The following is a 24,697-nucleotide window of genomic DNA, read 5'->3' as shown; positions in this document are numbered from 1 at the left end:
CTCTTTTTAAATTTATAGGTTAAACAATTGCTAATATTGGTTAACATGGGTAATAGCAAGATTAATGTCATAAAACAGACACAGGAATAAATAGGCTTTTGTTGTACCATGTAGATGAGGTGAAGGTTATGAGAAAAAAGTTCTTATTTCTTTTTATAACTGCAATTATAACGCTTGCAGGGTGTAATAATGAAACGGAAACGAATAATACGAATACGGATGAGTTAACTCCTATTGCAGTTGATGTTAAAATGGATCCTGAAAAAATCAATCCGGGAGATGATGTAACCCTCCATGCATTTGTAACACAGGGAGAAGATAAGGTGGAGGATGCAGATGAAGTTCGATTCGAAATTGTTCAAAAAGGTAGTGAAGATAGCGAATTTGTAGATGGGGAACACACTTCTGGCGGAGAATATACGGCTGTTAAAACGTTTGATACGGAAGGTGTTTATTTTGTCACTGCCCACGTAACGGCTAGGAGCATGCATACAATGCCAAAGGTTGAAGTCGTTATCGGCAATCCTGATGTTAGCGAAGAGCCAGCAGATAAAGCAACAGAAAACCGTGATCATCATGAAGGTGAGAATCATCACGGTAGTGGCGATGTTACAATCGATTTTCCGTTAGAAGCTGAGTATTCCAAAGGGGAAGCTTCTACATTGGAAGTATCCTTTGAACAAACAGGAACCCCATTGACTGAAGCAAGGGTTCGGTTTGAGGTTTGGAAGACAGGCGCAGAAAAACATGATTTTATAGATGCAAACGAAATAAAAGCTGGCGTTTATCAGTCTGATTATACATTTGCAGAAACTGGTAATTACAATATTCAAGTACATGTTGAAAAGGGAGAAATCCACGAACATCTTGAAAAAGCAACAAATGTTAAATAATGAAAGGAAGGCTAGCATCAATGATGATGCTTACCTTCCTTTTTTTCTGGAACAAAATCAATTCCACCTGGATGAAGGGGATGACATTTTAATAATCGTTTTATGGTTAACCAGCCACCTTTAATTGCACCAAAGCGCTTGATTGCTTCAAGTCCATATTGTGAACATGTCGGATAAAAACGACAGGTTGGTGGTTTTAGCGGAGATATAAATTTTTGATAGGTCCGAATGATTCCTATAAATAACGCTTGAAGCAATTTTTTCTACTTCCCTTATCGTTTTTTTGTATTTATACTATACTATATGTAATAGATAAAAGCATCTTATACGTCTAATTCTATTTAAACAGATGAAAAAAATCGGAATTAGCGTTATGATAGATATAGATTAAAATGAGGGAGTGGAAGAGAATGCCATCAGTAGAAAGCTTTGAATTAGACCATAATGCTGTAAAAGCACCATATGTAAGACACTGTGGTGTCCATAAAGTGGGGACAGATGGAGTCGTAAATAAATTTGATATTCGTTTTTGTCAGCCAAATAAACAAGCAATGAAGCCAGACGTTATTCATACACTTGAACATTTATTAGCTTTTAATCTTCGTGAGCATTGTGAGAAATATGATCATTTTGATATTATTGATATTTCTCCAATGGGTTGCCAAACAGGCTATTACTTAGTGGTAAGCGGGGAGCCTACTGTTTCCGAAATCATTGATCTACTTGAAGCAACGATGCAAAGTGCATTAGAAATCACAGAAATTCCAGCAGCTAATGAAACTCAATGTGGTCAAGCAAAACTTCATGACTTAGAAGGTGCAAAACGCCTTATGCGTTTCTGGTTATCACAATCAAAAGAAGACCTTCATAAAGTTTTCGGATAATAAAAAAAGACCTCAGCCAAAGTGGCTGAGGTTTTAAAGTTTAGGTGGAATACGATATTTCGTCCCTTGCTCAAATGAATAGGCCAATTTAATCAATGTGCTTTCGGAATATGCAGTTCCGGTGAACGTAATTCCGACTGGTTCGCCTTCAAGTGTATACCCCGCAGGAACGGTAACCGATGGATAACCAGCTTTTGCTGGGATTCCAGCCCCAACATTATTTGGAAATACAATTGCATCCAATTGATGCTCGTTTAGTACGTAATCAATTCCATTATCCGTTGAATGGTATTGATCGTTTTCTAGTGCCTCAAGATACTCTTTTTCTGTCAAAGTTCCACTCGTATTTTCTGCCTCTTCTAAAATCACTTGACCGTATTTTAGCATTTTTTCTTCATTTTCTATGTTATATTTGATAAGGTCAGCTAAATTCCGAACTTTTACGGAAGGGTCTAATCGACGTAAATAATTGTTGAGGTCAACCTTAAATTCGTAGGTTAACACATCGTAGCTCCACTTATTCTTGCTAGATGGAATTTTTATATCATCTATGACAATTGCCCCAAGTTCTTCAAGCTTCTTAACAGCTTCTTTCATAACTGTCCGTTTTTCTTCGCTAAGGTAGTCAAAATATACGTCTCTTGCAATACCAATCCGTGCACCTTTTAAACCATTAGCATCTAAATATTCTGTGAAATCAGTAGAAGGCAGCACTCTACTTGTATAAGTAATTGGGTCACGTTCGTCTACTTCAGCAATGGCAGATAAAAGGTAAGCAGCATCTTTTACTGTGCGAGCCATTGGACCTGCTGTATCCTGTGTATGGGCAATTGGAATAATCCCAGAACGACTTACTAATCCTACTGTAGGCTTAATGCCAACAAGTGAGTTTTGACTAGACGGACTTAATATGGAGCCTGATGTTTCAGTACCAATGGCTACAACTGCAAAGTTTGCGGCAATGGCTGAACCTGAACCCGCGCTAGAACCGCCAACGTCAAATGTACCTGGCCCATAAGGGTTTAATGTTTGACCGCCGCGTGAACTATAGCCACTAGGCATTCCTTCCGTCATAAAGTTCGCCCATTCCGTCATATTCGTTTTTCCAAGTATGATTGCTCCAGCTTCTCTTAATAGATAAGTAACATGTGAATCCTCTGGTGCATATGACTCTGCTAAGGCAAGCGATCCGGCAGATGTGTGCATCTTATCATTTGTATCAAGATTATCTTTAAGTAAAACAGGAATTCCATGAAGCGGGCCACGGGGACCTTTTTCCTTTCGTTCAGCATCCAACATCATTGCAAGATGAAGGGCATCTGGGTTAATCTCAATAATTGACTTTAACTTTGAGTCATAGCTTGAAATTCTATGTAAATACATGAGCACCAATTGTTTGGCAGTAAGCTCTTCTTTTTCATACTTTTCTTGAATGGAATCAATTGTAGCCTCAATTAACCAATCATTAGCTAAGTCTTGAAGGATTTTATTTTCCATCTGAATTCTCCTCATTTTCATAATGATTTAAATGTGGATTCTCTTCTAAGTCATCGACTGTATGCTTGTACTGATATGCTTTTGAAGTTGTGCTAACAGCTAAAAATAAGACTACTAGCACAATAATGATTGAAACAATTAAAATTGCAAGCATGCTACATAGCAACCCCCTCTATTTTTCTCCTTTCATTTTAACATGGTACAGAGGTGGAAGGTATTGATATTCATTCAAAAAAAGTAAAAGGTTGTCATCTGCAAAAAAACAATCGAAAAATTTATGTTTCACCATGATATAAAGGGGGTATGTTAACAAATAAGGAGGAGATTTTATGAAAACACAATTAATCGAAATCGTAAATAAGCAAGTGGCAAACTGGAGTGTTCTATACACGAAGCTACATAATTACCATTGGTATGTAAAGGGCCCTCAATTCTTTACGCTACATGTAAAATTTGAAGAGTTATATAATGAGGCTGCTGTTCACATAGACGAATTAGCAGAACGACTTCTTGCAATCAGTGGACAACCTGTTGCAACTATGAAGGAAATTCTTGAATTATCTTCCATTCAGGAAGCAAACGGAAATGAAACTGCTGAAGAAATGGTAGCGAACATTTCAAATGATTTTTCCATTCTAACAGGAGAGTTAAAGGAAGGTATGAAGGTAGCTGCAGATGTGGATGATGAAACAACAGGTGACATGCTGCTTGCGATTCACAAAGAACTTGAAAAACATATTTGGATGCTTCAATCCTTCTTAGGAAAATAAGAAATATCATGGCCCTTCTTTCTTGTCGAAAGAAGGGTTTTGTATTATTTTTAATTATATAGGGGAGGAGAAAATATGATCGATTTGCGAAGTGATACCGTAACAAAACCAACAGCCGAAATGAGAAAAGCAGCGTATGAAGCTGAGGTTGGTGACGATGTTTATCAGGAAGATCCGACTGTGAAGGAGCTTGAGCAAACAGCTGCAGAAATGCTTGGGAAAGACGCCGCTATGTTTGTAACAAGTGGGACCCAAGGGAATCAAATTGCGGTTTTAACTCACACAAGAAGAGGAAATGAAATTATTGTAGAACAGGATTCACATATTCTTAATTACGAAGGTGCAGCTATTTCTGCATTTGCAGGTGTTCAACCAAGAGCGATTAAAGGAAAAAGAGGAGCAATGGATCCTGCTGAAGTTGAGGCGGCCATTCAAGAAGAGGATGTACATAACCCTGAAACCGGTTTGATTTGTATTGAAAATACACATAACAGAGCGGGTGGGGCAGTCATTCCACTTGAAAATATGAAAGCCATCTATGAAATTGCATCGGCAAACCAGATTCCTGTCCATTTAGACGGTGCACGTTTATTTAATGCAGCGGTTGCACTTGGGTGTCCTGTAAAGGATATTGCTCAATATACGGACTCCGTGCAATTTTGTTTGTCGAAAGGATTAGGTGCCCCAGTTGGCTCGATCATTGCAGGAAGTGGGGACTTTATAAACCAAGCAAGGAAGTGGAGGAAACGCCTTGGTGGTGGCTTAAGACAGGTTGGGATTATTGCGGCACCGGGACTAGTAGCACTTCGGACAATGGTTGACCGTCTTGCAGTTGATCACGAGAATGCTACGTTTTTAGCGCAAGGACTCGGAAATATTAGCGGTTTGAACGTTGTTAACCAGGTTGATACGAATATTATTTTAGTGGAAGTAAGTGAGAGAGGATTAACCTCAAGCCAGTTTGCTGCACTATTAAAAGAACATGGCGTATTAGTTTCAACATTTGGACCTAAACTTGTGCGATTTACAACTCATTATGATGTGGATCGAGAGACAATTGAAAAAGCTATACAGATTGTTGGTAAACTTTAATACCGATTACTTTAAAGGATTGCTCGTTAGCAGACAATCCTTTTTTTGATGAGATTAAAGCTAATGTTGATAGAAACAAAGTAACGCCGATAGAATTAAATTATCGTCGATAGACCCAACCTAATGAATATTCCTCAGTTCATCCACGGTCATCATCTTCGACTGGCCGATTCCATCACGGGCCATTTTTGCTTTTAGGTTCTCAATCATATAAAAACCGACTAAATTACGCAATTCCTGGTCGGTTAAATCACTTAAAAGGTCAATCAAATCTTCACGCGCAAATTGTTCAAGTACGGAGAAAGCAATGATGTCTGCATCTTCTTCGTCACCCGTTAATTTATTTCGATACATTTCATAAACTTCATCAATGATTTTCATATGTGTTTCCCCTTTATCTTTATTTTTACAGGTTTTCTTGGAAATTAGTATATGGGGGAACGTACCAAAAGATACTCATGTATTGAAAATAGGCAAGAAAACAGTTTTGCGCCAAGTGCATATTTTTTATACCAGAGGAAAAAGCTAAAATAACGGAATGACATTGTTAGGAGTGAACATGTTGGAACAACAGCCAAGGAAAACCTATTATATCTCTGTTGGAAGTGGAGAAATTTCTCAAGTAAAGTCTGGTTCTACATGGGAGTATAAAATTGAAGCAACCGACGAAGAAGTTCGTCAGTTGAGAAACCTTTTTGATGGTAACTATTCCAATGAGGTTGAAAACTTTTTACGTGCACATGTGCCTTTTGTTGAATATCATTATGATTCATCTAATGACAAATATGACTCTAATCTGCTTCAGGTGTATCAAATCATCTACCAACTGGGAGACCAAGAAGCAAAGAATTTCATTGAATCGGAAGGAATCCTGGATGTTTTACGAACAATTGATTAAGCCACTTCTACATGAAGCGGCTTGTTTTTATGTTATCATAATAAAAAACCAACAATAATGGAGACTAAACAAATGATTGTTTTTCATGATATGTATCATAATGAAGTGAATTTATCGTTTACACCAGATCCTTTTTCCACTCACCCTAAACATGTATGGGTCATTTGTCGTTATGATGGCCATTGGCTACTAACTGACCATTCCGAACGAGGACTTGAATTTCCAGGTGGTAAGGTAGAAGAAGGGGAAACTGCGGATGCTGCTGCTTTACGAGAGGTAATGGAAGAGACAGGAGCAGAGGTTTCAGAACTTGCATATATCGGGCAATATAAGGTCATTGGTAAAGGAAAAACGATTATTAAAAATATTTATTTTGCTGAAATTGAAAGGCTTCTTGAGAAGCAGGATTACTTTGAAACAAAAGGTCCTGTTCTGTTAAAGGAAATTCCTTTGGATACGGTGAAGTTTGATCGCCGCTATAGCTTTATCATGAAGGATGATGTTCTCCCGCATAGCCTGGACTATGTAGAAAACTACATAAAAACGAAGAAAGCTCTCTAGCAATCAACTAGAAGAGCTTTTATTTTGAATCCTTAATTAATTTTTTTTCAAGGTACTCGACGCCTTGGTACATAAGTGTCGCACAGATTGCGATTAATAATAAGCTTAGGAAGATTAATGTGAAATTGAACACCTGGAATCCATAGATAATGAGATAGCCTAAGCCTTGCTTTGAAACGAGGAATTCCCCAACGATGACTCCAACCCAAGATAATCCGACATTCACCTTTAATGTAGAGATTATCGCTGGAAAGGAAGAGGGAAGGATGACATTGCGGAAAATTTGCTTTCGATTCGCTCCAAACGTTAACAAGACTTTAATATAGTTATAATCCACTTCTTTAAACGACGTGTAGACGACAATCGTGGTGATAATGATGGAAATAATGGCTCCCATCGCAATAATTGAGATATATCCAGTTCCTAATGCCACAATTAAGATAGGACCAAGTGCAACCTTTGGCATGGCATTAAGAACAACTAAATAGGGGTCAAGAATATTAGATAGACGTTCAGACCACCATAAGATCGCTGCAATCAAAGCTCCTAAGAGGGTTCCTAAAATAAACCCAAGAACGGTTTCAAATAATGTTACTGCAAGGTTATTAAACAATGTTCCATCATTCATTTTTTCTAAAAAGAGAGTCCAAATTTTAGAAGGGCGACTAAAGATTAAAGGGTCAATCCAATGATATCGACTCGCAATCTCCCATATACCGAAAAAGACGAGAAAAATGAGAATTTGATAAAAACGAACCACTTTTTTCTCTTTTTTTATGTTCTGTAAGTAATGATGATGGAGTTCTTTAATGTTGAGATTTTGTTTCAAGTTGATCTAACTCCTCCCATATTTGCTGAAAAATGTTCGAATACTCTGGGTGCTGTCTTGCATCGAATGGAGTCTCATTCCGTAAGTTTTCTGGGATATCAAATACTCTTGCAATTTTCCCTGGACTTTTCGACAGGAGATAAATTCGGTCACTCATCGCAATGGCTTCTCCGATATCATGTGTGACAAGGACGGCTGTTTTGCGATATTCCTTGAGTGTATCAGAAACGAGATCTTCTAATTTTAGCTTCGTTTGAAAGTCTAATGCGGAGAATGGTTCATCAAGTAGGAGTATTTTTGGATTTGTTGCTAACGTACGAACCAAAGCAGCTCTTTGTCTCATTCCACCAGAAAGCTGATTGGGATACGCTTTTTCAACCCCTTGTAACCCAATTTCATCAAGTAATGCTAATGTGTTTTTTCTGGATTGTTCGGTTTCTTGATACATGATTTGAAGACCTACAAGAATATTCTCCTCAATCGTCTTCCACGGAAACAAGTAATCCTGCTGTAGCATATACCCAATGTCAGACTTTGCCTTTTCAATCGTCTTTCCTTCTATCAAAACCTCTCCATAGGTTGGTTTTAATAATCCAGCTATAATGGAGAGTAATGTTGTTTTACCACACCCACTAGGTCCGAGGAGGGAGATGAACTCCCCTTCCTCGATTGTGAGTGAAATGTTTTCGAGTGCGGTCGTTGTAGAATCCTTTGTAAAATAAACATGGTGTAGATCTTTTACTGACAAAAAGTTCATAGTAACACTCCTATTTGGAAATTACTTTTTCAGCAATACTTGTGTTAACAAGTGTGGTGTAATCAATTCTTTTCGGTAATTCACCAGCCTCATCCATGATGTCCTGCAGATTATTCCAAGCTTCTTCTGACAGGACAGGGTTTGTTGCGTAAGAGCCTTGGTTCTTATAACGTTCAATAGAGGATGTGATTAAATCAATAGGTGTATCTGGAAAGAATTCTTGCACGGATTTTGCAATTTCTTCTGGACTATGTGAATCAACCCATTGCTGCGCTTTGTAGACTGCGCGTGTGAATTTTTCAACAGCATCGCTATTTTCATCAATAAAGCTTTGCTTTGTCATAAATGTTGTATAGGGTACCTTTCCAGATTGTTCGCCGAAAGAAGCCACAATATAGCCACGGCCTTCTTTTTCGAACAAACTAGCAGTTGGTTCAAATAATTGGACAAAGTCGCCTGTACCTGATGCATATGCACTAGAAATATTGGCGAAATCGATGTTTTGAATGAGATTCAAATCTCCATGCGGGTCAATATCGTGCTTCTTTAGAACAAATTCCCCAACCATTTGTGGCATTCCGCCTTTACGTTGACCAAGGAATGTACTATCTTTAAGTTGGTCCCAGCTAAAATTTTCAATATCTTCTCTTGCCATTAAAAACGTACCGTCCGTTTGTGTAAGAGCTGCAAAGTTAATAACAGGATCGGTGGATCCCTGTGCTTCCACATAAATAGATGTTTCTGAACCAACTAAGGCAACATCAGCACCGCCAGAGATTAAAGCAGTCATGGTTTTATCTCCACCTGGTACGGTTGTTAATTCAATTTCTAAGCCTTCTTCTTCAAAAAATCCTTCTGTAATGGCTACATACTGAGGTGCGTAAAACACAGAACGCGTTACCTCAGCAATTCGGATTTTTTGAACCTGGTCATTATTACAAGCGGCTAATGGAATAATAAGCAGTAATCCAATAAGGCTAGCAAAAAAACGACGCATGTATTCATTCCTCCTTGACAGTTGATCTGTCTGCATAAGTAATATCTAAGATAGATTATGAAACGTGATAAAAATGTGTGAATGCCTATTTTTCCTTTTTTGTAAGGAGGATTTTATAAATTTTTTTCTGAAATAATGAGATAGAGAGGATGGATAAAAATGGCGGATGGCACAATAGTCGAAAAGCAGAGATTTCCGTCTCCTAACCCTAAAATTAATCTTTATTTAATTACATATTTGAGCAAAGGATTGAAAATAAAAGGGTATCTTGCTGAACCGAAGGAAGAAGGGGTGTATGACGGTTTTTTGTATTTGCGTGGTGGGATAAAAAATGTTGGAAAGGTACGAATTGGTCGGATTATTCAATTTGCCTCACAAGGCTTTGTGGTGATGGCGCCCTTTTATCGTGGAAATCAAGGGGGAGAGGGCAACGAGGATTTCGCCGGACATGATCGATACGATGCTTTCTCTGCGGTTAAAGTGTTGGAGGAACATGAAAAAGTGAATCCAACGCGAATACATGTTTTTGGTTTCTCTCGCGGGGGAGTGATGGCTCTATTAACGGCAATCCATCAGCCACAAATTTGTTCGGTTGTTTCATGGGGAGGCGTAAGTGATTTAAGCTTAACGTATGTGGAGCGTACCGATATGCGGAGAATGATGAAGCGGGTCATTGGAGGAACTCCAACTAAATATCCAGATCGATACAAGTGGAGAACCCCCTTATATGAAATTGAGAAACTTGAAGCGCCATTGCTTATTATTCATGGTGAAAAAGATGAAAATGTTTCTGTTGAACACGCATATCGACTTGAAAAAAGAGTAAGAGAGCTCGGAAAACAGGTAGAAAGCTGGTATTTCCCTCAATACGATCATTATTTTCCGCCGCATGAAAATAGGGAAACGGTGTGGAGATTAACAGAATGGATGAAAACGAGGGAGCCCAAAACCGAAAAGCTCGAGGGGTGATTTTCCTCGAGCTTTTAAATATTGAAATTAGATTCTAGGTCCACCCAATAATTCAATTTCCTTTGAAACATTAGGGAACTTTTTAAAGTTTTCTTTGAACTTTACTGCTAACTCTTTTGCTTTCACATAGTACGTACTTTGGTCTGCCCATGTTTTTGCAGGCTGTAGTACATCATCAGGAACACCTGGAATATGGATCGGAATTTCTAAACCGAAAATATCATTTTTCACGGTTTCCGCATGAGTCAGTTCACCTTCTAATGCTGCTTGAACCATTGCACGTGTATAGGAGAGCTTCATACGACTTCCTACTCCATACTCTCCACCAGTCCACCCAGTATTCACTAAAAATACCTGAACATTGTGCTCGTCAATTTTTCTTCCAAGCATCTCAGCATACTCAGTTGCAGCAAGTGGAAGGAAAGGAGATCCAAAGCAAGTTGAGAATGTTGCCTCTGGTGCAGTAACTCCGCGCTCTGTGCCTGCTAGCTTGCTTGTGTAGCCACTTAGGAAATGGTACATGGCTTGTTCTTTTGTTAGCTTACTTATTGGAGGAAGCACACCGAAAGCATCTGCTGTTAGAAATACAATTGTATTTGGGTGTCCTGCAATGCTCGGTACAATAATATTATCGATATTGTCGATTTGGTAGGCAGCTCTTGTATTTTCCGTCAATGAATTGTCATCATAATCAGCTATTCTTGATTCATCATCAACAACCACATTTTCCAACACTGAGCCAAAACGAATTGCATCAAAAATTTGTGGTTCCTTCTCACGAGAAAGATTGATGCATTTTGCATAGCAGCCACCTTCAATATTAAAGACTCCTGAGCTAGACCAACCATGCTCGTCATCACCAATAAGACGACGATTTGGATCTGCAGAAAGAGTTGTCTTCCCTGTTCCGGATAGACCAAAGAATAGCGCGACGTCCCCTTCTTGACCAACATTGGCCGAGCAGTGCATGGAAAGGATGTTTTGTTCAGGTAATACATAGTTCATCACTGAGAAAATTGATTTTTTAATTTCACCTGCATACTCCGTTCCTCCAATTAAAACTGTTCGCCTTTCAAAGGAAATAATGATAAAGGTTTCAGAACGAGTACCATCGACTTCAGGGTCTGCCTTGAAATTTGGTGCACTGATAACTGTGAATTCAGCTTGATGTGTTTTTAAGTCTTCTTCAGTTGGTCGAACGAACAATTGTTGGGAAAAAAGATTATGCCATGCATATTCGTTTATTACTTGGATTGGCATACGTACTTTTTTATCAGCACCTGCATACCCATTGAATACAAAAATTTCATCTTTTTCTTTCAAATATGAAAGTACCTTTGTGTAAAGGTTTTCAAATACAGTTTCAGAAATTGGCTTATTTACCTTGCCCCAGTCAATTCTATCTTTCGTAGACGCTTCTTCTACGATGTATTTGTCCTCTGGTGATCTTCCTGTATATTTCCCAGTTGTTGCACATACAGCCCCAGTCGAAGTAAGGATTCCTTCTTGTCTAGTGAGTACTTTTTCAACTAAAATAGGAACAGATAGGTTATGATGCGCGTTTTTTCCATTCACTAATGCTAATAGCTGCTCATTTGAAACTTCAACTGAATTCATGTAAAACCATCCTTTACCTTTTTTTATATAATCAAAATTTACAATTAGTATAACACATTGAATAAAATAGTCTATACTATTTACGTATTTTACGTAACATATCTTTAAAAAGTGCGTACAGATTCAAAAATAGTTCATGTGTTTGGATGTATGTCTGTTCTTGAGAAAAAAGTTGACACATTTCAATAGTGTTTTTTTCGGAATTTTTGTTGACTGAAAAGGATGACTACGTTATGATAATTCATTGAACGGATACTCTCTTATCCCGAGCTGGCGGAGGGACAGGCCCGATGAAACCCGGCAACCATCACTTTTTTACATATCAAGCGTATTTTTGTGAATCCTATACATAAATGTAGGTCTCCATGATAAAAGTGATAAGGTGCTAACCTGAGCAAGGTATGTCCTTGATCGATAAGAGTGAAAGGCGAGAAAAATGATAATACCTTTCCTCAAAAAAAGTAGGGAAGGTTTTTTATTTCTTTAATGAGAACTATGTTACTTAAAGCGTTTATATGTGTTTACCACAGATAACTAGTCTATTTTTATGCTGTATTTATGGTTATTAATATAGGATAGAAAGTCGTGAAGGTAACAATACTAAGGGAATGAGTACCGTATCAATGATTGTCAGAATTTGAGTATGACTTGATTCTGAATCCGAAAAGGAGGAAGCGTTTGTGACAACTAGACGCCGTTTATTTACTTCTGAGTCTGTTACGGAAGGACATCCAGATAAAATCTGTGACCAAATTTCAGATTCTATTTTAGATGCCATCTTAGCAAATGATGCAAATGCACGCGTAGCGTGTGAAACTTCTGTTACAACAGGTCTTGTACTTGTTGCGGGAGAAATTACAACCTCTACATATGTAGATATCCCAAAGATTGTCCGTGAAACGATTAAAGAGATTGGTTATACTCGCGCTAAATACGGATTTGACTATGCAACCTGTGCGGTCTTAACATCAATTGATGAGCAGTCTCCAGACATTGCAATGGGGGTTGACCAAGCTTTAGAGGCACGTGAAGGTCAAATGACAGACGAGCAAATTGAAGCAATAGGTGCAGGGGACCAAGGCTTAATGTTTGGTTATGCATGTAATGAAACAAAGGAGTTAATGCCTTTACCAATTTCGTTAGCTCATAAGCTATCACGCCGTTTAACGAAAGTTCGTAAGGATGAGATTCTTCCGTACTTACGTCCCGATGGAAAGACTCAGGTAACAGTAGAGTATGATGAGAATAACAATCCTGTCCGTATCGACACAATTGTCATTTCAACACAGCATCATCCGGAAATTTCATTAGAACAAATTCAGCGAAATCTTAAAGAACATGTAATCAATCCAGTTGTTCCTAGTGAACTCATTGATGAAAATACAAAATACTTTATTAATCCAACTGGTCGATTTGTAATCGGTGGTCCTCAAGGGGATGCTGGTTTAACAGGTCGTAAAATAATTGTTGATACGTATGGTGGTTATGCACGCCATGGCGGTGGTGCATTCTCAGGTAAGGATCCAACTAAGGTAGACCGTTCTGCTGCATATGCTGCACGTTATGTTGCGAAAAACCTCGTTGCAGCTGGATTAGCTGATAAATGTGAAGTTCAGCTTGCATACGCAATCGGTGTTGCTCAGCCAGTTTCTATTGCTGTTGATACTTTCGGAACAGGAACAGTATCTGAGGATGTTCTTGTAGAGTTGGTGCGTAATAATTTTGATTTACGCCCAGCCGGTATTATTAAAATGTTGGATCTTCGTCGTCCAATTTATAAACAAACTGCCGCATATGGTCACTTTGGTAGAAACGATCTTGATTTACCATGGGAGCGTACGGATAAAGCGGAAACTCTTAAAACACAAGCTTCTGCAAAATAAGAGAGAAAAGCTCGCTAATTTGGCGAGCTTTTTAGTTACTGCGTCTTTCTTTTTGTACTTGTTTATAATGCTGTCCTTTTTCAACATATTCACGGCGAATTCTAGCCATATCTTGTTTATCGTCTTCGTTTAGTTCACGAATCACCTTAGCGGGTCTTCCAAAGGCAAGAGTGTTGGGCGGGATTTTTTTACCTTGTGGAACGAGGCTTCCAGCACCAATAAAAGCACCTTCACCAATTTCAGCACCATCGAGGATAATCGATCCCATCCCAATTAGAGCATTTTTACGAATGATTGAGCTATGTAGGATAACCTGATGTCCAATTGTGACATCATCTTCAACGATTAAGGGATTATTGGGGCTTTGATGTAAGGTAGAATTGTCCTGGATGCTTACTCTTTTTCCGATAACTGTTGGGGCTACGTCACCTCGAATCACGGTATTAAACCATATATTTGTTTCCTCACCGATTTTAACGTCCCCGGTAACTGTGGCATAGTCCGCAATGAATGAAGATTCCGCTATTTCAGGATATTTCCCTTTGTATGGATAAATCATAACAGATACATCCTCTCTTAATTGTTTGATATTCGCTGAAATATCATTTAAGGTAAGTGTATCAACTTTCACAAGTATCGTAAATCAACATATATTCGGTTTATCTAAAATTTGAGGTGATATCTTTGGTACCAACACAACCAATTAGTTTAATGAAGAAAGTGTATCGTGAGGTATTTCCAATTGTCCATCGTGAATTAGCTATTTGGAAAAAGAAAGCAGAGGAGATTCCAAATGAGGAGCTTCGGATGCAGGCTTTGGCAAGTATTCAAACTAAAACCTTTCACTGTGAAGGTGGGGCCATCCTCGCATTATTAGCAGAAGAACAAATAGAGGAATGCATCCGTTTTATTGTAGCTTATCAGACAATTAGTGATTATCTGGATAATCTGTGTGATCGAAGTACCTCATTAGACCCTGTTGACTTTCGTTCGCTCCATGATTCCATGCCAGATGCATTACGGCCAGGGCAACCAACTAAAAATTATTATCAGTATCGCAATGAACAGAATGATGGCGGCTATTTAGAAAGCCTAGTCTTAACCTGCCAGGAAGTTCTTCAAAACATCAACCATTATGATAAAATCGCTACTTATTTACAGGAATTAGCTGCCTATTACTGTGATCTGCAAATACATAAGCATGTCAAGGTGGAAGAGCGTGTACCGAGGCTTGAGAACTGGTTTAAAAGCCATCAAGATCATCTCCCACGTATGGAATGGTATGAATTTTCAGCATGCTCAGGTTCAACACTAGGTATTTTTTGTTTAGTTGCTTATGCATTTCATGAGGAATTCAACCAGGAAATTGCCATTAAAGTTCGAAATGGATATTTTCCTTATATCCAAGGGCTCCACATCCTTCTTGATTATTTCATCGACCAAGAAGAAGACCGTCAAGGCGGGGACTTGAATTTCTGTTTTTACTATCCGCATGAGAATGAACTTGTGGCTCGCCTTAAGCATTTTATTATTGAAGCAGACAAGCATACAGCGGGATTGCCAAATGAAAAATTCCATCGAATGATTAATCGAGGATTATTGGGTCTTTACTTATCAGATGAAAAGGTTCGAACACAACGAAGTGTTTTAAAAATCGCAAAGAAAATCATTAGACTTGGTGGAAAGACGTCGTTTTTCTTTTACGTGAATGGACGGGCTTACCGAAGATTTCAACATGTAATTGGATAAAAAGATAGAGCGATGCAAGCTCTATCTTTTCTCGATAGCGATAATAAATGGCGGATTATTTATTTGATTCATAAATCGATACATTAATACATGTGCACGTTGTTGATCAAGTGTTGAGCAGTATTTTAAAAGGCGATCTCGCTCAACTGCTCCTTCTTCGTGACCGTGATACACCACAAGGACAATAATACCCTCAGGCTTCATAAGAGCTAGTAATTGCTCGATCGCATCAATCGTAGAATCAGGCTTTGTGACAATTTCCTTATTTCCACCAGGTAAATATCCTAAATTAAAAACGGCACCAGTAATTTTACCGTGGGCCTCTGTCGGTAATGTTGTTAAAAGTTGATTATGGCTTTTATGAAACAGGCTAACTCGATTGAGTAAATCCTGCTTTTGCAGTCGGGAAGTTGTACTTTCGATTGCATCTCTTTGTATATCAAAGCCGAAAACATGTCCATTATCCCCAACTAATGACGCTAACATAGCGGTGTCATGCCCATTTCCGATCGTTGCATCAACGGCATAATCGCCTTCATTAACTGCAAGTGTTAGTAAATTCCGTGCAAATGGAAGAATGCGGTCTATTTTCATAACACTTCAACAACCTTTTGATAATATTTCCCTTGATAGCTATCTCGACGTTTCAGTTCAGCATCAATAGTGTTCAATACTTCCCATTTATTTACACTCCACATCGGCCCTACCATTAAATCAATTGGACCGTCCCCTGTTATGCGATGAACAATCATTTCTGGGGGTAAAATTTCAAGTTGGTCACAAACTAATTGTATATATTCATCAAAAGAGAGGAATTCCAAAAGTCCTTTTTCATATTGTTTGACCATCGGTGTTCCTTTTAATAAATGTAGCAAATGAATTTTTATTCCTTGTACATCGAGTTTCGCAACCTGCTTTGCGGTTTCCATCATCATCTCTGGCGTTTCCTGCGGGAGCCCATTAATTATATGAGAGCAAATCTGAATATTGTGCTTACGAAGCTTATTGACCCCTTCAATATAGCATTGAAAGTCGTGAGCACGATTAATTAGTTGTGCTGTTTTTTCATGTACGGTTTGTAAGCCAAGCTCAACCCAAAGATAAGTTCGTTCATTTAGCTCTGCTAAATATTCGACAACATCATCCGGAAGACAATCAGGTCTTGTTGCAATCGAAATACCAACAACCCCTTCTTGGTTTAAAACAGGCTCGAATCGTTCACGCAATACCTCAACAGGTGCGTGAGTGTTCGTGAAGGCCTGGAAATACGCCATGTATTTACCGTCCTTCCATTTTTCATGCATTCTATTTTTTATTGTATGAAACTGTGTAAGAATATCATCCGCACGATTTCCAGCAAAATCACCAGATCCCGAAACACTACAAAACGTGCAGCCACCGTGTGCCACTGTACCATCTCGATTTGGGCAATCAAACCCTCCATCAAGTGCAACTTTAAATACCTTATGTCCAAATGTATTTCGTAAGTGATAATTCCATGTATGATATCGTTTATTATCTGTTGAATATGGAAAAGGGTTAACCTGAGGCATTTGTTTGCCACTCCTAACTAAGTAAAAATACCTACGTTAAATTTTAGCATGGGGGCTTAAAGAAACTCAAATGAAAAAAATTCAAAAGTTTAAAGACTAAGCACGCCAAATCCTGTGGCAACGTCATTGTGTGTCCCACCTCGTGTGGGCCACATAAATTGGTAATAACTTTTCTGAGAGAAGAAATTAAGGATGAACACACTATAAAGGAGAAAGCTTAGTTTTTCTCATTTTGGAATTAGGAGGGGGAAGTATGGCTACTCGACAATCTGTTGAGGCGTTTTTGCAACGCTGTGAGGATTCTCTTCGTAATGCCCAAGAACAAATCACCACTGCTAGAAGGCAAGAAGCTTATAATGAAACAGAGTATACCGAGGCACAGATGCAATTAGAGGAAGTCACAAACGAATTAGCAAAGCTGGCTCAGAGCTGTAATGACCAGCAACGTGAGCAATTGCACCGAATGAGACTCCAATTGCAGCAACTCCAAAATGATATGACTTTAGATGCAAATATCATTCAAGAGTATAAGATGTAGGGGATGAAATTATGAAAAAACGTTCCGACCAAAACAATCCTGAGCAAAAAACGAAAAATGGTAGAAATAGCAATGATGTGGAATTCGGACAGGATTTTGATCCTGTGAAGAAATCAAAGCAAAATTACCTTAAAAAAGGGCAACCGATAAAATCAAAGCAACGCCCTGAATAAACGTTGAACCGACAAGTGATGTATGCTTGTCGGTTTATATTTGAGTCTATTTGTCTTTCAAGCGTATATCGTGAGATGGCCCTTGTTTTTACAATACACGCTCGTCCTCTAATCCTCTAAACATGTCCCGTGAGATGGCTCTTACAATACACGCCCGCCCCCAAATCCTCTAAGCATGTCCCGCTAGATGGTTCTAGCGGTACACGCCCGCCCTCAAATCCTCTAAGCATGTACCGTGAGACGGTTCTTGCGATACATGCTCGTCCTAAATTCCGCCTAAGCCTGTCCCGTGAGAGAGTTCTTGCGATACATGCTCGTCCTCAAATCCTCTAAACATGTCCCGTGAGACGGTTCTCGCGATACACGCTCGCCTCAAATTCACCCAAGAATGTACCGCAACAATGTTCTCGCGGAACATGCACGGCAAAAATTCACCTAAGCCTGTACCGTGACCTTGTCCTTTTATCGGAATACTTTTTTAAATTGATTAAATGTGTAGCAGGGAATAGAATTATTTTGGTATGCAATTTAAAAAAGTTTAAAAGGAGGTGCCCGTATGCCGAGAGCACTTTGGATGATCATCATCGGAATGGTGATTAATGTAACTGGTTCATCTTTTTTATGGCCGTTAAACGCGATTTATATTCATGGCCATCTAGGAAAGTCTCTATCTGTAGCAGGTCTTGTGTTAATGGTGAATGCGGGTGCGACCGTAATCGGGAATTTAGTAGGTGGCGTCCTATTTGATAAAATTGGCGGCTACAAGTCAATTTTATCAGGAATCCTTATTTCTTTAGTGGCTCTTACAGGATTAACCTTCTTTCATGGGTGGCCACATTATGTTATTTTTCTTACCATCATAGGTCTAGGGACTGGAATGGTGTTTCCAGCCATGTTCGCGATGGCAGGAGCCGTTTGGCCAGAAGGTGGAAGAAAGTCATTTAATGCAGTCTATATCGCGCAGAACCTCGGAGTAGCGATAGGCTCAGGCCTTGGTGGATTTGTAGCTTCCTACTCGTTTGATTATATTTTTATGGCCAATACATTCATGTATGTCTTGTTCTTCCTGGTGGCATTATTCGGTTATCGTGGAATACATGCTGAAAAAGGAAAGCAAACAAGTATCCTTGAACAATCTAAAACAGTCAGAAACCGTTCGAAATTAACTGCCCTGTTAATTCTTTGTATCGGTTATGTTTTATGTTGGGTAGCCTATGTGCAATGGCAGGCTACAATTTCAAGCTATACACAGGACATTGGCATCACATTAAAACAATATAGTTTATTATGGACAGTCAATGGTGGATTAATTGTCCTCGGACAGCCGTTACTGAACATAGCGATAAAAACCATTGCTAAATCCTTAAAAAAACAAATTATCATTGGAATTCTTATTTTTATTTGTTCGTTCCTACTTGTCTCAACGGCTGATTCATTTAGCGGGTTTTTAGTGGCCATGATTATTTTAACGGTTGGTGAAATGTTTGTTTGGCCAGCTGTTCCAACGATTGCAAATGATCTTGCACCTAAAGGAAGAGAAGGTTTTTATCAAGGAATAGTGAATAGTACGGCAACCGGTGGCAGAATGATTGGACCTGTTCTTGGTGGAATACTTGTAGATTTATGGGGCATGAGTATATTATTCACGGTCCTGGCAGTTTTATTGTTCGTTTCCATTTTTACAACGGTTATCTATGATAGAAAACTGAAAGAAAAAAGCAATATTGTCCTAAGTGCGAAGGCCTGATACATAGTTTGTATCGGGTCTTTATTTTTATCCTCTTTAATGACCTGTTGTACTGGTGATATGATGTACGTAGGGGAGAGTGTGGGAAAATGTTTAATCAAGATGATTTAGAATTCAAAAATAAGATTCTAGAAACGATTATTGATACTGCTTATGAATGGATTGTTGTCGTAGATCATCAGGGGAAAATAGTGTATATCAATCACAATTATTGTGAATTTTTAGAGGTTAATCGAGAAGAAGTCATTGGAACACACGTTACAGAGGTTATTGAAAACAGTAGGATGCATATTGTGGTTCAAACGGGAGAAGAGGAAATCGGGAGCCCTCACTATATTAAAGGAAACTATATGATTGCCAATCGGATTCCCATTCATTCAGATAATAAAATTATTGGGGCGGTCGGCGCCGTTATTTTCCGAGATACAAAAGCATTAAATAAAATGAACACTCATATTAAAAGCGTGATGTCACAGCTCCAAACATATATCGAAGATTGGCAGGAGAATAATGGGGCGAAATATACATTAAATGATATTAAGACGGAATCAAGACAAATTCTCGAATTAAAGGAGAAGGTTAAAAATATTGCATCAGGGGATATTTCCGTCTTAATTAGAGGCGAAAGCGGGACTGGAAAGGAATTATTCGCCCATAGTATTCATCAATTAAGTGAGAGAAGTAAAAAACCTTTCATAAAAATTAATTGTGGTGCAATCCCGGAGCATTTGTTAGAGTCTGAGCTTTTTGGGTATGAGGAAGGAGCCTTTACGGGTGCAAAAAAGGGTGGCAAAAAAGGTAAGTTTGTCCTAGCAGATGGAGGGACCATTTTTTTAGATGAAGTCGGTGATATGCCATTACATATGCAAATAAAGTTATTGCGCGTACTTCAGGAAAAAGAAGTCGAACCTGTGGGTGGATTAAATCCTATTCCTGTGGATGTAAGGGTGATTGCAGCGACCAATCGACCATTAGAGCAAATGATTGTTGAAGAACGATTTAGGGAGGATTTATTTTATCGGATCAATGTCATCCCATTTACAATCCCACCATTGCGAGAAAGACCAGAGGATATTATTCCTTTAACAAAGTATTTTATCGAGAGAGCCTCAAAGCGAACTGGCAAGCGTATCACGGCTATCGATGATGAGGTGATAAATATTCTTCAAGTCCATCAATGGCCGGGAAATCTTCGTGAACTTGAAAATGTAATCGAAGCTGCTATTCATTTGACAGTTGGAGAAAAAATTGAAATTCATTCATTACCGGATTATTTGGTGGATGATCCTAAACTATTAATCGGTCAAAAATCATTAAAGGAAATCATTGAAGATACTGAAAAACGCGTAATCACGAAAACACTGCATAAATACAACAATGATAAGCAATTAGCAGCTAAAGCACTCGGGATAAGTAAATCTAGCATGTACGAAAAACTTAAAAAGCTAAACCTTGAAATATAGATTCCAGGTTTCCGGAACGTTATTCCGGTTTTCTGGAATCGTTTTTTTATCCAAAAATACAGGCTTTTATAAGAAACTTATAATCTACTATTCCAGAATTCTGGAATTTAAAGTGAAATTTATAGTAAGATATGGCGATTTTCTGAACTTTCCAAAGTTGGTACGTCACTTGCAATATAGTAAAGTGAAATTTTTAAAAAATGGGTGGTGAAAAATTCGAAACTGTATTAAGCCGCTAGCAAATTTACCAATTGTACTAAGAAAAGAAATGAAAACGGTTACTAATTTAAAGCGAGGGGGAAACAAAATGCTCAGTATGATAGGGCTAGTTGGGGGTTTAGCGCTTCTTATTTTTTTAACGATGAGGGGGATGAACCTATTAATCGCAGGTCCTTTATGTGCCTTGTTTGTTGGAGTTTTAAGTGGACTGCCATTATTTCCGCAGTTGGTCGGCGAGGGAGAAGCCAATTTTGTTGGAAATTATATGAGTGGATTTTCTAGCTTCGTAACCTCTTGGTACCTCATGTTCTTATTAGGTGCCATTTTTGGAAAAGTGATGGAAGATAGTGGTGCAGCGGATAGTGTATCAAAGTGGATAGTAGATAAGCTTGGGATGAAATTTGCCATTTTTGCCATTGTTCTTGCTTGTGCTGTTTTAACATATGGGGGAGTAAGTTTGTTCGTTGTTGCCTTCTCTGTTTATCCAATGGCTATTAGCTTATTTAAAGAGGCAAATTTACCAAGGAGATTTATTCCTGCAACCTTAGCATTCGGTTCTGTTACATTTACAATGACATCTGCGGGGTCGCCAGAAATTCAAAACTGGATTCCAATTGAATATCTAGGTACATCACCACTAGCAGGGTGGGAAGTTAGTGCAATAGTTGCTGTTTTTATGATGATTTTCGGTGGCTGGTGGTTAAAACGAATGATTTCTAAGGCAGTTGCTAATGGGGAGACCTTCGTTTCAAGAGAAAATGATCCAATTGTCGAAAATAAAGAACTGCCGCATCCGATTACAGGACTTATTCCGTTGATCGTAGTTCTAATTATTTCGTTTATCTTTCATGACAAACTTGCCCAATCTGCACTTATTATTGCTTTATTAGGTGGGGTTATTTCAACTTATTTATTAAATAGAAAGTATTTTACATCTGTTGGTAAAGCACTATCAGAGGGAACGATGGGTGCGTTGATAGCAATTGGTAATACAGCAGCTGTTGTAGGTTTTGGCGGAGTCGCTAAGGCAGTGCCTGCATTCCAAGTAGCAGTTGATGCAATGACAAGTATTCCTGGAAGTCCATTAATCGGTGGAGCCATTGCGGTTAGTGTGATTGCAGGGATGACAGGATCTGCGTCAGGTGGTCAGGCAATTGCATTGCCACTTTTAGCCCCGCATTACATTGAAACGGGGGTAAATCCAGAAGCACTTCACAGGGTAGTCGCCATATCTTCGGGTGCTTTAGATTCATTACCACACAATGGCTATGTTGTTACAACTGTTCGTTCCATTTGTGGAGAGTCACATAAGGATGCATATGGAGCGGTCGGTGCTTTAACTGTTATTGTTCCTACTATCGGGCTTATTTTAGCGATTGTTTTATTTTCATTAGGCTTAGGGATTTAGGAGGATATTTATTTTATGGTCAAAAATCAGGTTGTCTTAATTACCGGTGCAGCACGTGGAATTGGTTTTGAAGTCGGAAAAACTTTTGCTGAAAAGGGTGCACGTGTCGTATTAACCGATATCGATGAAACTGAAGTTGAAAATTCGGCTTTACAGCTTCAACAATCAGGTTATGATGTAATTGGTTTGCGATGTAATGTCACGAATGAAACAGAAATTATTAAGATGATCAATGAGACGGTTTCAACATATGGAAGAATTGATTGTTTAATTAATAATGCAGGATTGCAACATGTGTCACCAATTGAGGATTTTCCAAAGGAAAAATTTGAACTGCTATTATCTGTTATGCTAACTGCTCCATTTGTTGCCATTAAGCATGTTTTTCCGATTATGAAACAGCAGAAATTTGGGCGGATTATTAATATGGCATCCATCAATGGGTTGATTGGCTTTGCCGGCAAAGCTGCCTATAATAGTGCAAAGCATGGTGTCATTGGGTTAACGAAGGTTGCGTCATTAGAGGGAGCAGAGCATGGGATTACAGTGAACGCTGTCTGCCCTGGGTATGTGGATACTCCACTTGTAAGAAATCAATTGGCGGATTTAGCAAAGACAAGAAATGTTGATTTGGAAAAGGTTTTAGAAGAGGTGATTTATCCGCTTGTACCGCAAAAACGATTGCTAGCAGTGGATGAGGTTGCCAATTATGTACTATTTTTAGCAAGTGAGCATGCAAAAGGAATAACAGGTCAGGCATGTGTAATCGATGGGGGATATACGGCTCAATAGAAATAGAAAAAGAATCTCGGAAGTTGAGATTCTTTTTCTGCTATTTTTCTAATTGTATGTTAAACTTTATTTAGACTTTTGTTGACTGTATAAAGAAGTGCCAGTTGTGTGCTTTTTTATATGGTCTTTTTTTAATGCCCAGCTGCTGCACTTCCATCATCTTTCCCATCTGCAGTTACCTTTAACAATGCTGCTGCTCCTTTTTGTACGTGGTTAAATTGATGGGTAACGATTGAATATGTTCCTTCTTTCATTACGGTGAATTCTACAACTGCACCACCACTTGCAGGAAGCATAACTGTTTGTAGGCCTTCCATATGATTGTATGGGTTGCCGTCGATATACACATCATCAAATATTGTACCTACTACGTGGAAAGAACTTACTTCATTTGGACCAACGTTGTTAACGTAAAGTCTTACTTTGTCTCCTACTTTTGCAAGTAGTGGTGTTTCTTTTAATGAGAAAGTATCGCCATTTGTATTTAAGTCGCCTTCTTTAAGAGCTTTTGTTGAGAAAACAACTTGGCTAGGTACACCATTTGTCATATCATCTAAGTCATTGTATTTATACCATTCGTTTTGGATGATCAAGTATTCTCTATCAACCTCATTATCTGTTGGATAGCCATCTTTCGGTTTTACAATAATGGTTCCGTGCATGCCATTTGCAATATGTGATAACACAGGTTTTGTACCACAGTGATACATGAACACTCCCGGTTTGGTTGCTGGATAAGAGAATGTTCCACTCTCATCTGGCATGACATCTATGAAATCTTTTGAAGGTGATGCATGCACCGCATGGAAGTCCATGCTATGTGGAATGGCTGGATCCATATTTTTTAGTGTGAAGTTAATAGTGTCACCTTCATTTACAACTACGACAGGTCCAGGTGCTTCACCATTAAAGGTCCAAGCCTTATACATATAGCCTTTGTCAATTTCAATGTCCGTAATCTGTGCGGTCATTTCAACGTTAACAACATTTTCAGCAATTCTTTCTACCTTTAAAGGAATAGGTTCTTGGTTAAGGTCTTTGTGTGGGGAGATAATTTCTCCGGCTTTTGTTTCTTCAGCTGTTGTTTGAGCCTCCACCTTTTTTTCTAACGCCACGTCTTGCTTTCCACAACCAGATAAAACAATTGAAGTTCCAACCAAAGATGCGAGTAACCATTTCACTTTCTTGTTCATAACTTTTACCCCCTTGAACTTGGTTATTATTTTAGTAATTGATTGCTTTCTACACCTCTATCATATTCAGAGAGGGGACCCAAAAGAGTGATATAAATCACGATTTTAATGGTTAACTGTGTACAGTTTGTGAAAAGGTGAACATATAAACAACTTTCCAATAGTGGTAAGGGTTTAAACGCTCTCTATACATGATTTTTAGTCAATAATCCTTC

General features: G+C 38.6%; 27 protein-coding genes and 1 riboswitch. Of the genes, 15 read left to right on the top strand and 12 right to left on the bottom strand.

Going from position 1 to position 24,697, the window contains the following annotated elements; translation table 11 throughout:
- Positions 1-128: 128 nt before the first annotated feature.
- Positions 129-893, top strand: coding sequence for a FixH family protein (locus tag E1I69_RS03255; protein ID WP_136378193.1), 765 nt, complete (start codon positions 129-131; stop codon positions 891-893).
- A gap of 17 nt (positions 894-910) precedes the next feature.
- Here E1I69_RS03255 and yidD read toward each other — a convergent pair whose 3' ends face one another.
- Complete coding sequence (gene yidD / locus E1I69_RS03250) at positions 911-1,150, bottom strand: membrane protein insertion efficiency factor YidD (RefSeq protein WP_136378192.1); 240 nt, start codon at positions 1,148-1,150, stop codon at positions 911-913.
- Positions 1,151-1,303: 153 nt separating this feature from the next.
- Here yidD and E1I69_RS03245 point away from each other — a divergent pair, with 153 nt between their 5' ends.
- On the top strand, positions 1,304-1,777 hold the full coding sequence (locus tag E1I69_RS03245; RefSeq protein ID WP_116351847.1) for an S-ribosylhomocysteine lyase: 474 nt from the start codon (positions 1,304-1,306) through the stop codon (positions 1,775-1,777).
- 33 nt (positions 1,778-1,810) lie between these two features.
- On the opposite strand, the gene E1I69_RS03240 is transcribed toward E1I69_RS03245, so the two are convergent.
- Together E1I69_RS03240 and ytzI are read right to left on the bottom strand one after the other, a co-directional pair.
- Complete coding sequence (locus E1I69_RS03240) at positions 1,811-3,274, bottom strand: amidase family protein (RefSeq protein ID WP_136378191.1); 1,464 nt, start codon at positions 3,272-3,274, stop codon at positions 1,811-1,813.
- Positions 3,264-3,428, bottom strand: a complete 165-nt coding sequence (gene ytzI, locus E1I69_RS03235; RefSeq protein ID WP_136378190.1) for a YtzI protein — start codon at positions 3,426-3,428, stop codon at positions 3,264-3,266. Before ytzI ends, E1I69_RS03240 begins: the two co-directional genes overlap by 11 nt.
- Before the next feature lie 175 nt (positions 3,429-3,603).
- Between ytzI and E1I69_RS03230 the strand changes: the two genes are divergently transcribed.
- Together E1I69_RS03230 and ltaE are read left to right on the top strand one after the other, a co-directional pair.
- Positions 3,604-4,044, top strand: coding sequence for a Dps family protein (locus E1I69_RS03230; protein WP_136378189.1), 441 nt, complete (start codon positions 3,604-3,606; stop codon positions 4,042-4,044).
- Between the two features lie 75 nt (positions 4,045-4,119).
- Positions 4,120-5,136 (top strand): low-specificity L-threonine aldolase, encoded by a 1,017-nt coding sequence (ltaE, locus tag E1I69_RS03225; protein ID WP_136378188.1) that lies wholly within the window; start codon positions 4,120-4,122, stop codon positions 5,134-5,136.
- A 120-nt stretch (positions 5,137-5,256) separates the two neighbouring features.
- On the opposite strand, the gene E1I69_RS03220 is transcribed toward ltaE, so the two are convergent.
- The gene (locus E1I69_RS03220; RefSeq protein WP_136378187.1) at positions 5,257-5,517 is read right to left on the bottom strand and encodes a DUF6154 family protein; all 261 of its coding nucleotides are present in this window, start codon (positions 5,515-5,517) and stop codon (positions 5,257-5,259) included.
- 178 nt (positions 5,518-5,695) lie between these two features.
- On the opposite strand from E1I69_RS03220, the gene E1I69_RS03215 reads away from it, so the two are divergent.
- Together E1I69_RS03215 and ytkD are read left to right on the top strand one after the other, a co-directional pair.
- Positions 5,696-6,034, top strand: a complete 339-nt coding sequence (locus E1I69_RS03215; RefSeq protein WP_136378186.1) for a hydrolase — start codon at positions 5,696-5,698, stop codon at positions 6,032-6,034.
- 72 nt (positions 6,035-6,106) lie between these two features.
- Complete coding sequence (ytkD, locus tag E1I69_RS03210; RefSeq protein ID WP_136378218.1) at positions 6,107-6,595, top strand: RNA deprotection pyrophosphohydrolase; 489 nt, start codon at positions 6,107-6,109, stop codon at positions 6,593-6,595.
- A 19-nt stretch (positions 6,596-6,614) separates the two neighbouring features.
- On the opposite strand, the gene E1I69_RS03205 is transcribed toward ytkD, so the two are convergent.
- The 3 genes from E1I69_RS03205 to E1I69_RS03195 are packed head-to-tail and all read right to left on the bottom strand — an operon-like array spanning position 6,615 to position 9,178.
- Entirely contained in the window at positions 6,615-7,424 is an 810-nt protein-coding gene (locus E1I69_RS03205) for an ABC transporter permease (RefSeq protein WP_136378185.1), read from the bottom strand.
- The gene (locus E1I69_RS03200) at positions 7,402-8,181 is read right to left on the bottom strand and encodes an ABC transporter ATP-binding protein (protein ID WP_136378184.1); all 780 of its coding nucleotides are present in this window, start codon (positions 8,179-8,181) and stop codon (positions 7,402-7,404) included. The genes E1I69_RS03205 and E1I69_RS03200 overlap by 23 nt, the downstream gene beginning before the upstream one ends.
- 10 nt (positions 8,182-8,191) lie before the next feature.
- On the bottom strand, positions 8,192-9,178 hold the full coding sequence (locus E1I69_RS03195; RefSeq protein WP_136378183.1) for an ABC transporter substrate-binding protein: 987 nt from the start codon (positions 9,176-9,178) through the stop codon (positions 8,192-8,194).
- A 159-nt stretch (positions 9,179-9,337) separates the two neighbouring features.
- On the opposite strand from E1I69_RS03195, the gene E1I69_RS03190 reads away from it, so the two are divergent.
- Positions 9,338-10,147 carry an alpha/beta hydrolase family protein gene (locus tag E1I69_RS03190; RefSeq protein ID WP_136378182.1) on the top strand — a complete coding sequence of 270 codons (810 nt, stop codon included), beginning with the start codon at positions 9,338-9,340 and terminating at the stop codon, positions 10,145-10,147.
- A gap of 27 nt (positions 10,148-10,174) precedes the next feature.
- Here the strand turns inward: E1I69_RS03190 and pckA are convergent, their stop codons facing one another.
- Positions 10,175-11,764, bottom strand: a complete 1,590-nt coding sequence (pckA, locus tag E1I69_RS03185; protein ID WP_136378181.1) for a phosphoenolpyruvate carboxykinase (ATP) — start codon at positions 11,762-11,764, stop codon at positions 10,175-10,177.
- Between the two features lie 257 nt (positions 11,765-12,021).
- A riboswitch (SAM riboswitch) is annotated at positions 12,022-12,185 on the top strand.
- A gap of 259 nt (positions 12,186-12,444) precedes the next feature.
- Between pckA and metK the strand changes: the two genes are divergently transcribed.
- Positions 12,445-13,647 carry a methionine adenosyltransferase gene (gene metK, locus E1I69_RS03180; RefSeq protein WP_136378180.1) on the top strand — a complete coding sequence of 401 codons (1,203 nt, stop codon included), beginning with the start codon at positions 12,445-12,447 and terminating at the stop codon, positions 13,645-13,647.
- Between the two features lie 31 nt (positions 13,648-13,678).
- Here the strand turns inward: metK and E1I69_RS03175 are convergent, their stop codons facing one another.
- Entirely contained in the window at positions 13,679-14,206 is a 528-nt protein-coding gene (locus E1I69_RS03175; protein ID WP_136378217.1) for a gamma carbonic anhydrase, read from the bottom strand.
- Between the two features lie 152 nt (positions 14,207-14,358).
- Between E1I69_RS03175 and E1I69_RS03170 the strand changes: the two genes are divergently transcribed.
- Positions 14,359-15,396 (top strand): tetraprenyl-beta-curcumene synthase family protein, encoded by a 1,038-nt coding sequence (locus tag E1I69_RS03170; protein WP_136378216.1) that lies wholly within the window; start codon positions 14,359-14,361, stop codon positions 15,394-15,396.
- 21 nt (positions 15,397-15,417) lie between these two features.
- Here the strand turns inward: E1I69_RS03170 and E1I69_RS03165 are convergent, their stop codons facing one another.
- Positions 15,418-15,990, bottom strand: a complete 573-nt coding sequence (locus E1I69_RS03165; protein ID WP_136378179.1) for a class I SAM-dependent methyltransferase — start codon at positions 15,988-15,990, stop codon at positions 15,418-15,420.
- The gene (locus E1I69_RS03160; RefSeq protein WP_136378178.1) at positions 15,987-16,949 is read right to left on the bottom strand and encodes a TIGR01212 family radical SAM protein; all 963 of its coding nucleotides are present in this window, start codon (positions 16,947-16,949) and stop codon (positions 15,987-15,989) included. The genes E1I69_RS03165 and E1I69_RS03160 overlap by 4 nt, the downstream gene beginning before the upstream one ends.
- Before the next feature lie 253 nt (positions 16,950-17,202).
- Between E1I69_RS03160 and E1I69_RS03155 the strand changes: the two genes are divergently transcribed.
- From E1I69_RS03155 to E1I69_RS03130, 6 genes are all read left to right on the top strand, one after another.
- Positions 17,203-17,487 (top strand): YtzC family protein, encoded by a 285-nt coding sequence (locus E1I69_RS03155; RefSeq protein WP_136378177.1) that lies wholly within the window; start codon positions 17,203-17,205, stop codon positions 17,485-17,487.
- Between the two features lie 11 nt (positions 17,488-17,498).
- Positions 17,499-17,660 carry a glycogen biosynthesis protein GlgD gene (locus E1I69_RS03150; protein WP_116351830.1) on the top strand — a complete coding sequence of 54 codons (162 nt, stop codon included), beginning with the start codon at positions 17,499-17,501 and terminating at the stop codon, positions 17,658-17,660.
- 556 nt (positions 17,661-18,216) lie between these two features.
- Complete coding sequence (locus E1I69_RS03145) at positions 18,217-19,407, top strand: MDR family MFS transporter (protein ID WP_136378176.1); 1,191 nt, start codon at positions 18,217-18,219, stop codon at positions 19,405-19,407.
- A gap of 89 nt (positions 19,408-19,496) precedes the next feature.
- Positions 19,497-20,870, top strand: a complete 1,374-nt coding sequence (locus tag E1I69_RS03140; protein WP_136378175.1) for a sigma-54 interaction domain-containing protein — start codon at positions 19,497-19,499, stop codon at positions 20,868-20,870.
- Between the two features lie 307 nt (positions 20,871-21,177).
- The gene (locus tag E1I69_RS03135) at positions 21,178-22,497 is read left to right on the top strand and encodes a GntP family permease (RefSeq protein WP_136378174.1); all 1,320 of its coding nucleotides are present in this window, start codon (positions 21,178-21,180) and stop codon (positions 22,495-22,497) included.
- Positions 22,498-22,512: 15 nt separating this feature from the next.
- A complete protein-coding gene (locus E1I69_RS03130) occupies positions 22,513-23,289 on the top strand; it encodes a 3-hydroxybutyrate dehydrogenase (protein ID WP_136378173.1) in 777 nt (258 codons plus the stop codon).
- Positions 23,290-23,420: 131 nt separating this feature from the next.
- Here the strand turns inward: E1I69_RS03130 and E1I69_RS03125 are convergent, their stop codons facing one another.
- A complete protein-coding gene (locus E1I69_RS03125; RefSeq protein WP_136378172.1) occupies positions 23,421-24,482 on the bottom strand; it encodes a multicopper oxidase domain-containing protein in 1,062 nt (353 codons plus the stop codon).
- Positions 24,483-24,697 lie beyond the last annotated feature (215 nt).

The sequence above is a fragment of the Bacillus timonensis genome (genome assembly GCF_004799755.1).
GTDB lineage: Bacteria > Bacillota > Bacilli > Bacillales > Bacillaceae_L > Ferdinandcohnia > Ferdinandcohnia timonensis_A.
Note: the sequence above shows the minus strand (reverse complement) of the source record. Positions and strands in the feature narration are given on the sequence as shown.

What these genes read in the sequence shown, in the direction of transcription:
- E1I69_RS03155 (WP_136378177.1), top strand. Translation starts at nt 17,203, where the DNA reads ATGGCTACTCGACAATCTGTTGAGGCGTTTTTGCAACGCTGTGAGGAT.
- pckA (WP_136378181.1), bottom strand. Translation starts at nt 11,764, where the DNA reads ATGAATTCAGTTGAAGTTTCAAATGAGCAGCTATTAGCATTAGTGAAT.
- E1I69_RS03195 (WP_136378183.1), bottom strand. Translation starts at nt 9,178, where the DNA reads ATGCGTCGTTTTTTTGCTAGCCTTATTGGATTACTGCTTATTATTCCA.
- E1I69_RS03140 (WP_136378175.1), top strand. Translation starts at nt 19,497, where the DNA reads ATGTTTAATCAAGATGATTTAGAATTCAAAAATAAGATTCTAGAAACG.
- E1I69_RS03240 (WP_136378191.1), bottom strand. Translation starts at nt 3,274, where the DNA reads ATGGAAAATAAAATCCTTCAAGACTTAGCTAATGATTGGTTAATTGAG.
- E1I69_RS03160 (WP_136378178.1), bottom strand. Translation starts at nt 16,949, where the DNA reads ATGCCTCAGGTTAACCCTTTTCCATATTCAACAGATAATAAACGATAT.
- E1I69_RS03150 (WP_116351830.1), top strand. Translation starts at nt 17,499, where the DNA reads ATGAAAAAACGTTCCGACCAAAACAATCCTGAGCAAAAAACGAAAAAT.
- E1I69_RS03175 (WP_136378217.1), bottom strand. Translation starts at nt 14,206, where the DNA reads ATGATTTATCCATACAAAGGGAAATATCCTGAAATAGCGGAATCTTCA.
- E1I69_RS03255 (WP_136378193.1), top strand. Translation starts at nt 129, where the DNA reads ATGAGAAAAAAGTTCTTATTTCTTTTTATAACTGCAATTATAACGCTT.
- E1I69_RS03165 (WP_136378179.1), bottom strand. Translation starts at nt 15,990, where the DNA reads ATGAAAATAGACCGCATTCTTCCATTTGCACGGAATTTACTAACACTT.
- E1I69_RS03135 (WP_136378174.1), top strand. Translation starts at nt 21,178, where the DNA reads ATGCTCAGTATGATAGGGCTAGTTGGGGGTTTAGCGCTTCTTATTTTT.
- E1I69_RS03230 (WP_136378189.1), top strand. Translation starts at nt 3,604, where the DNA reads ATGAAAACACAATTAATCGAAATCGTAAATAAGCAAGTGGCAAACTGG.
- E1I69_RS03200 (WP_136378184.1), bottom strand. Translation starts at nt 8,181, where the DNA reads ATGAACTTTTTGTCAGTAAAAGATCTACACCATGTTTATTTTACAAAG.
- E1I69_RS03145 (WP_136378176.1), top strand. Translation starts at nt 18,217, where the DNA reads ATGCCGAGAGCACTTTGGATGATCATCATCGGAATGGTGATTAATGTA.
- ltaE (WP_136378188.1), top strand. Translation starts at nt 4,120, where the DNA reads ATGATCGATTTGCGAAGTGATACCGTAACAAAACCAACAGCCGAAATG.
- E1I69_RS03190 (WP_136378182.1), top strand. Translation starts at nt 9,338, where the DNA reads ATGGCGGATGGCACAATAGTCGAAAAGCAGAGATTTCCGTCTCCTAAC.
- E1I69_RS03215 (WP_136378186.1), top strand. Translation starts at nt 5,696, where the DNA reads ATGTTGGAACAACAGCCAAGGAAAACCTATTATATCTCTGTTGGAAGT.
- E1I69_RS03125 (WP_136378172.1), bottom strand. Translation starts at nt 24,482, where the DNA reads ATGAACAAGAAAGTGAAATGGTTACTCGCATCTTTGGTTGGAACTTCA.
- E1I69_RS03220 (WP_136378187.1), bottom strand. Translation starts at nt 5,517, where the DNA reads ATGAAAATCATTGATGAAGTTTATGAAATGTATCGAAATAAATTAACG.
- E1I69_RS03245 (WP_116351847.1), top strand. Translation starts at nt 1,304, where the DNA reads ATGCCATCAGTAGAAAGCTTTGAATTAGACCATAATGCTGTAAAAGCA.
- ytkD (WP_136378218.1), top strand. Translation starts at nt 6,107, where the DNA reads ATGATTGTTTTTCATGATATGTATCATAATGAAGTGAATTTATCGTTT.
- ytzI (WP_136378190.1), bottom strand. Translation starts at nt 3,428, where the DNA reads ATGCTTGCAATTTTAATTGTTTCAATCATTATTGTGCTAGTAGTCTTA.
- E1I69_RS03170 (WP_136378216.1), top strand. Translation starts at nt 14,359, where the DNA reads ATGAAGAAAGTGTATCGTGAGGTATTTCCAATTGTCCATCGTGAATTA.
- E1I69_RS03130 (WP_136378173.1), top strand. Translation starts at nt 22,513, where the DNA reads ATGGTCAAAAATCAGGTTGTCTTAATTACCGGTGCAGCACGTGGAATT.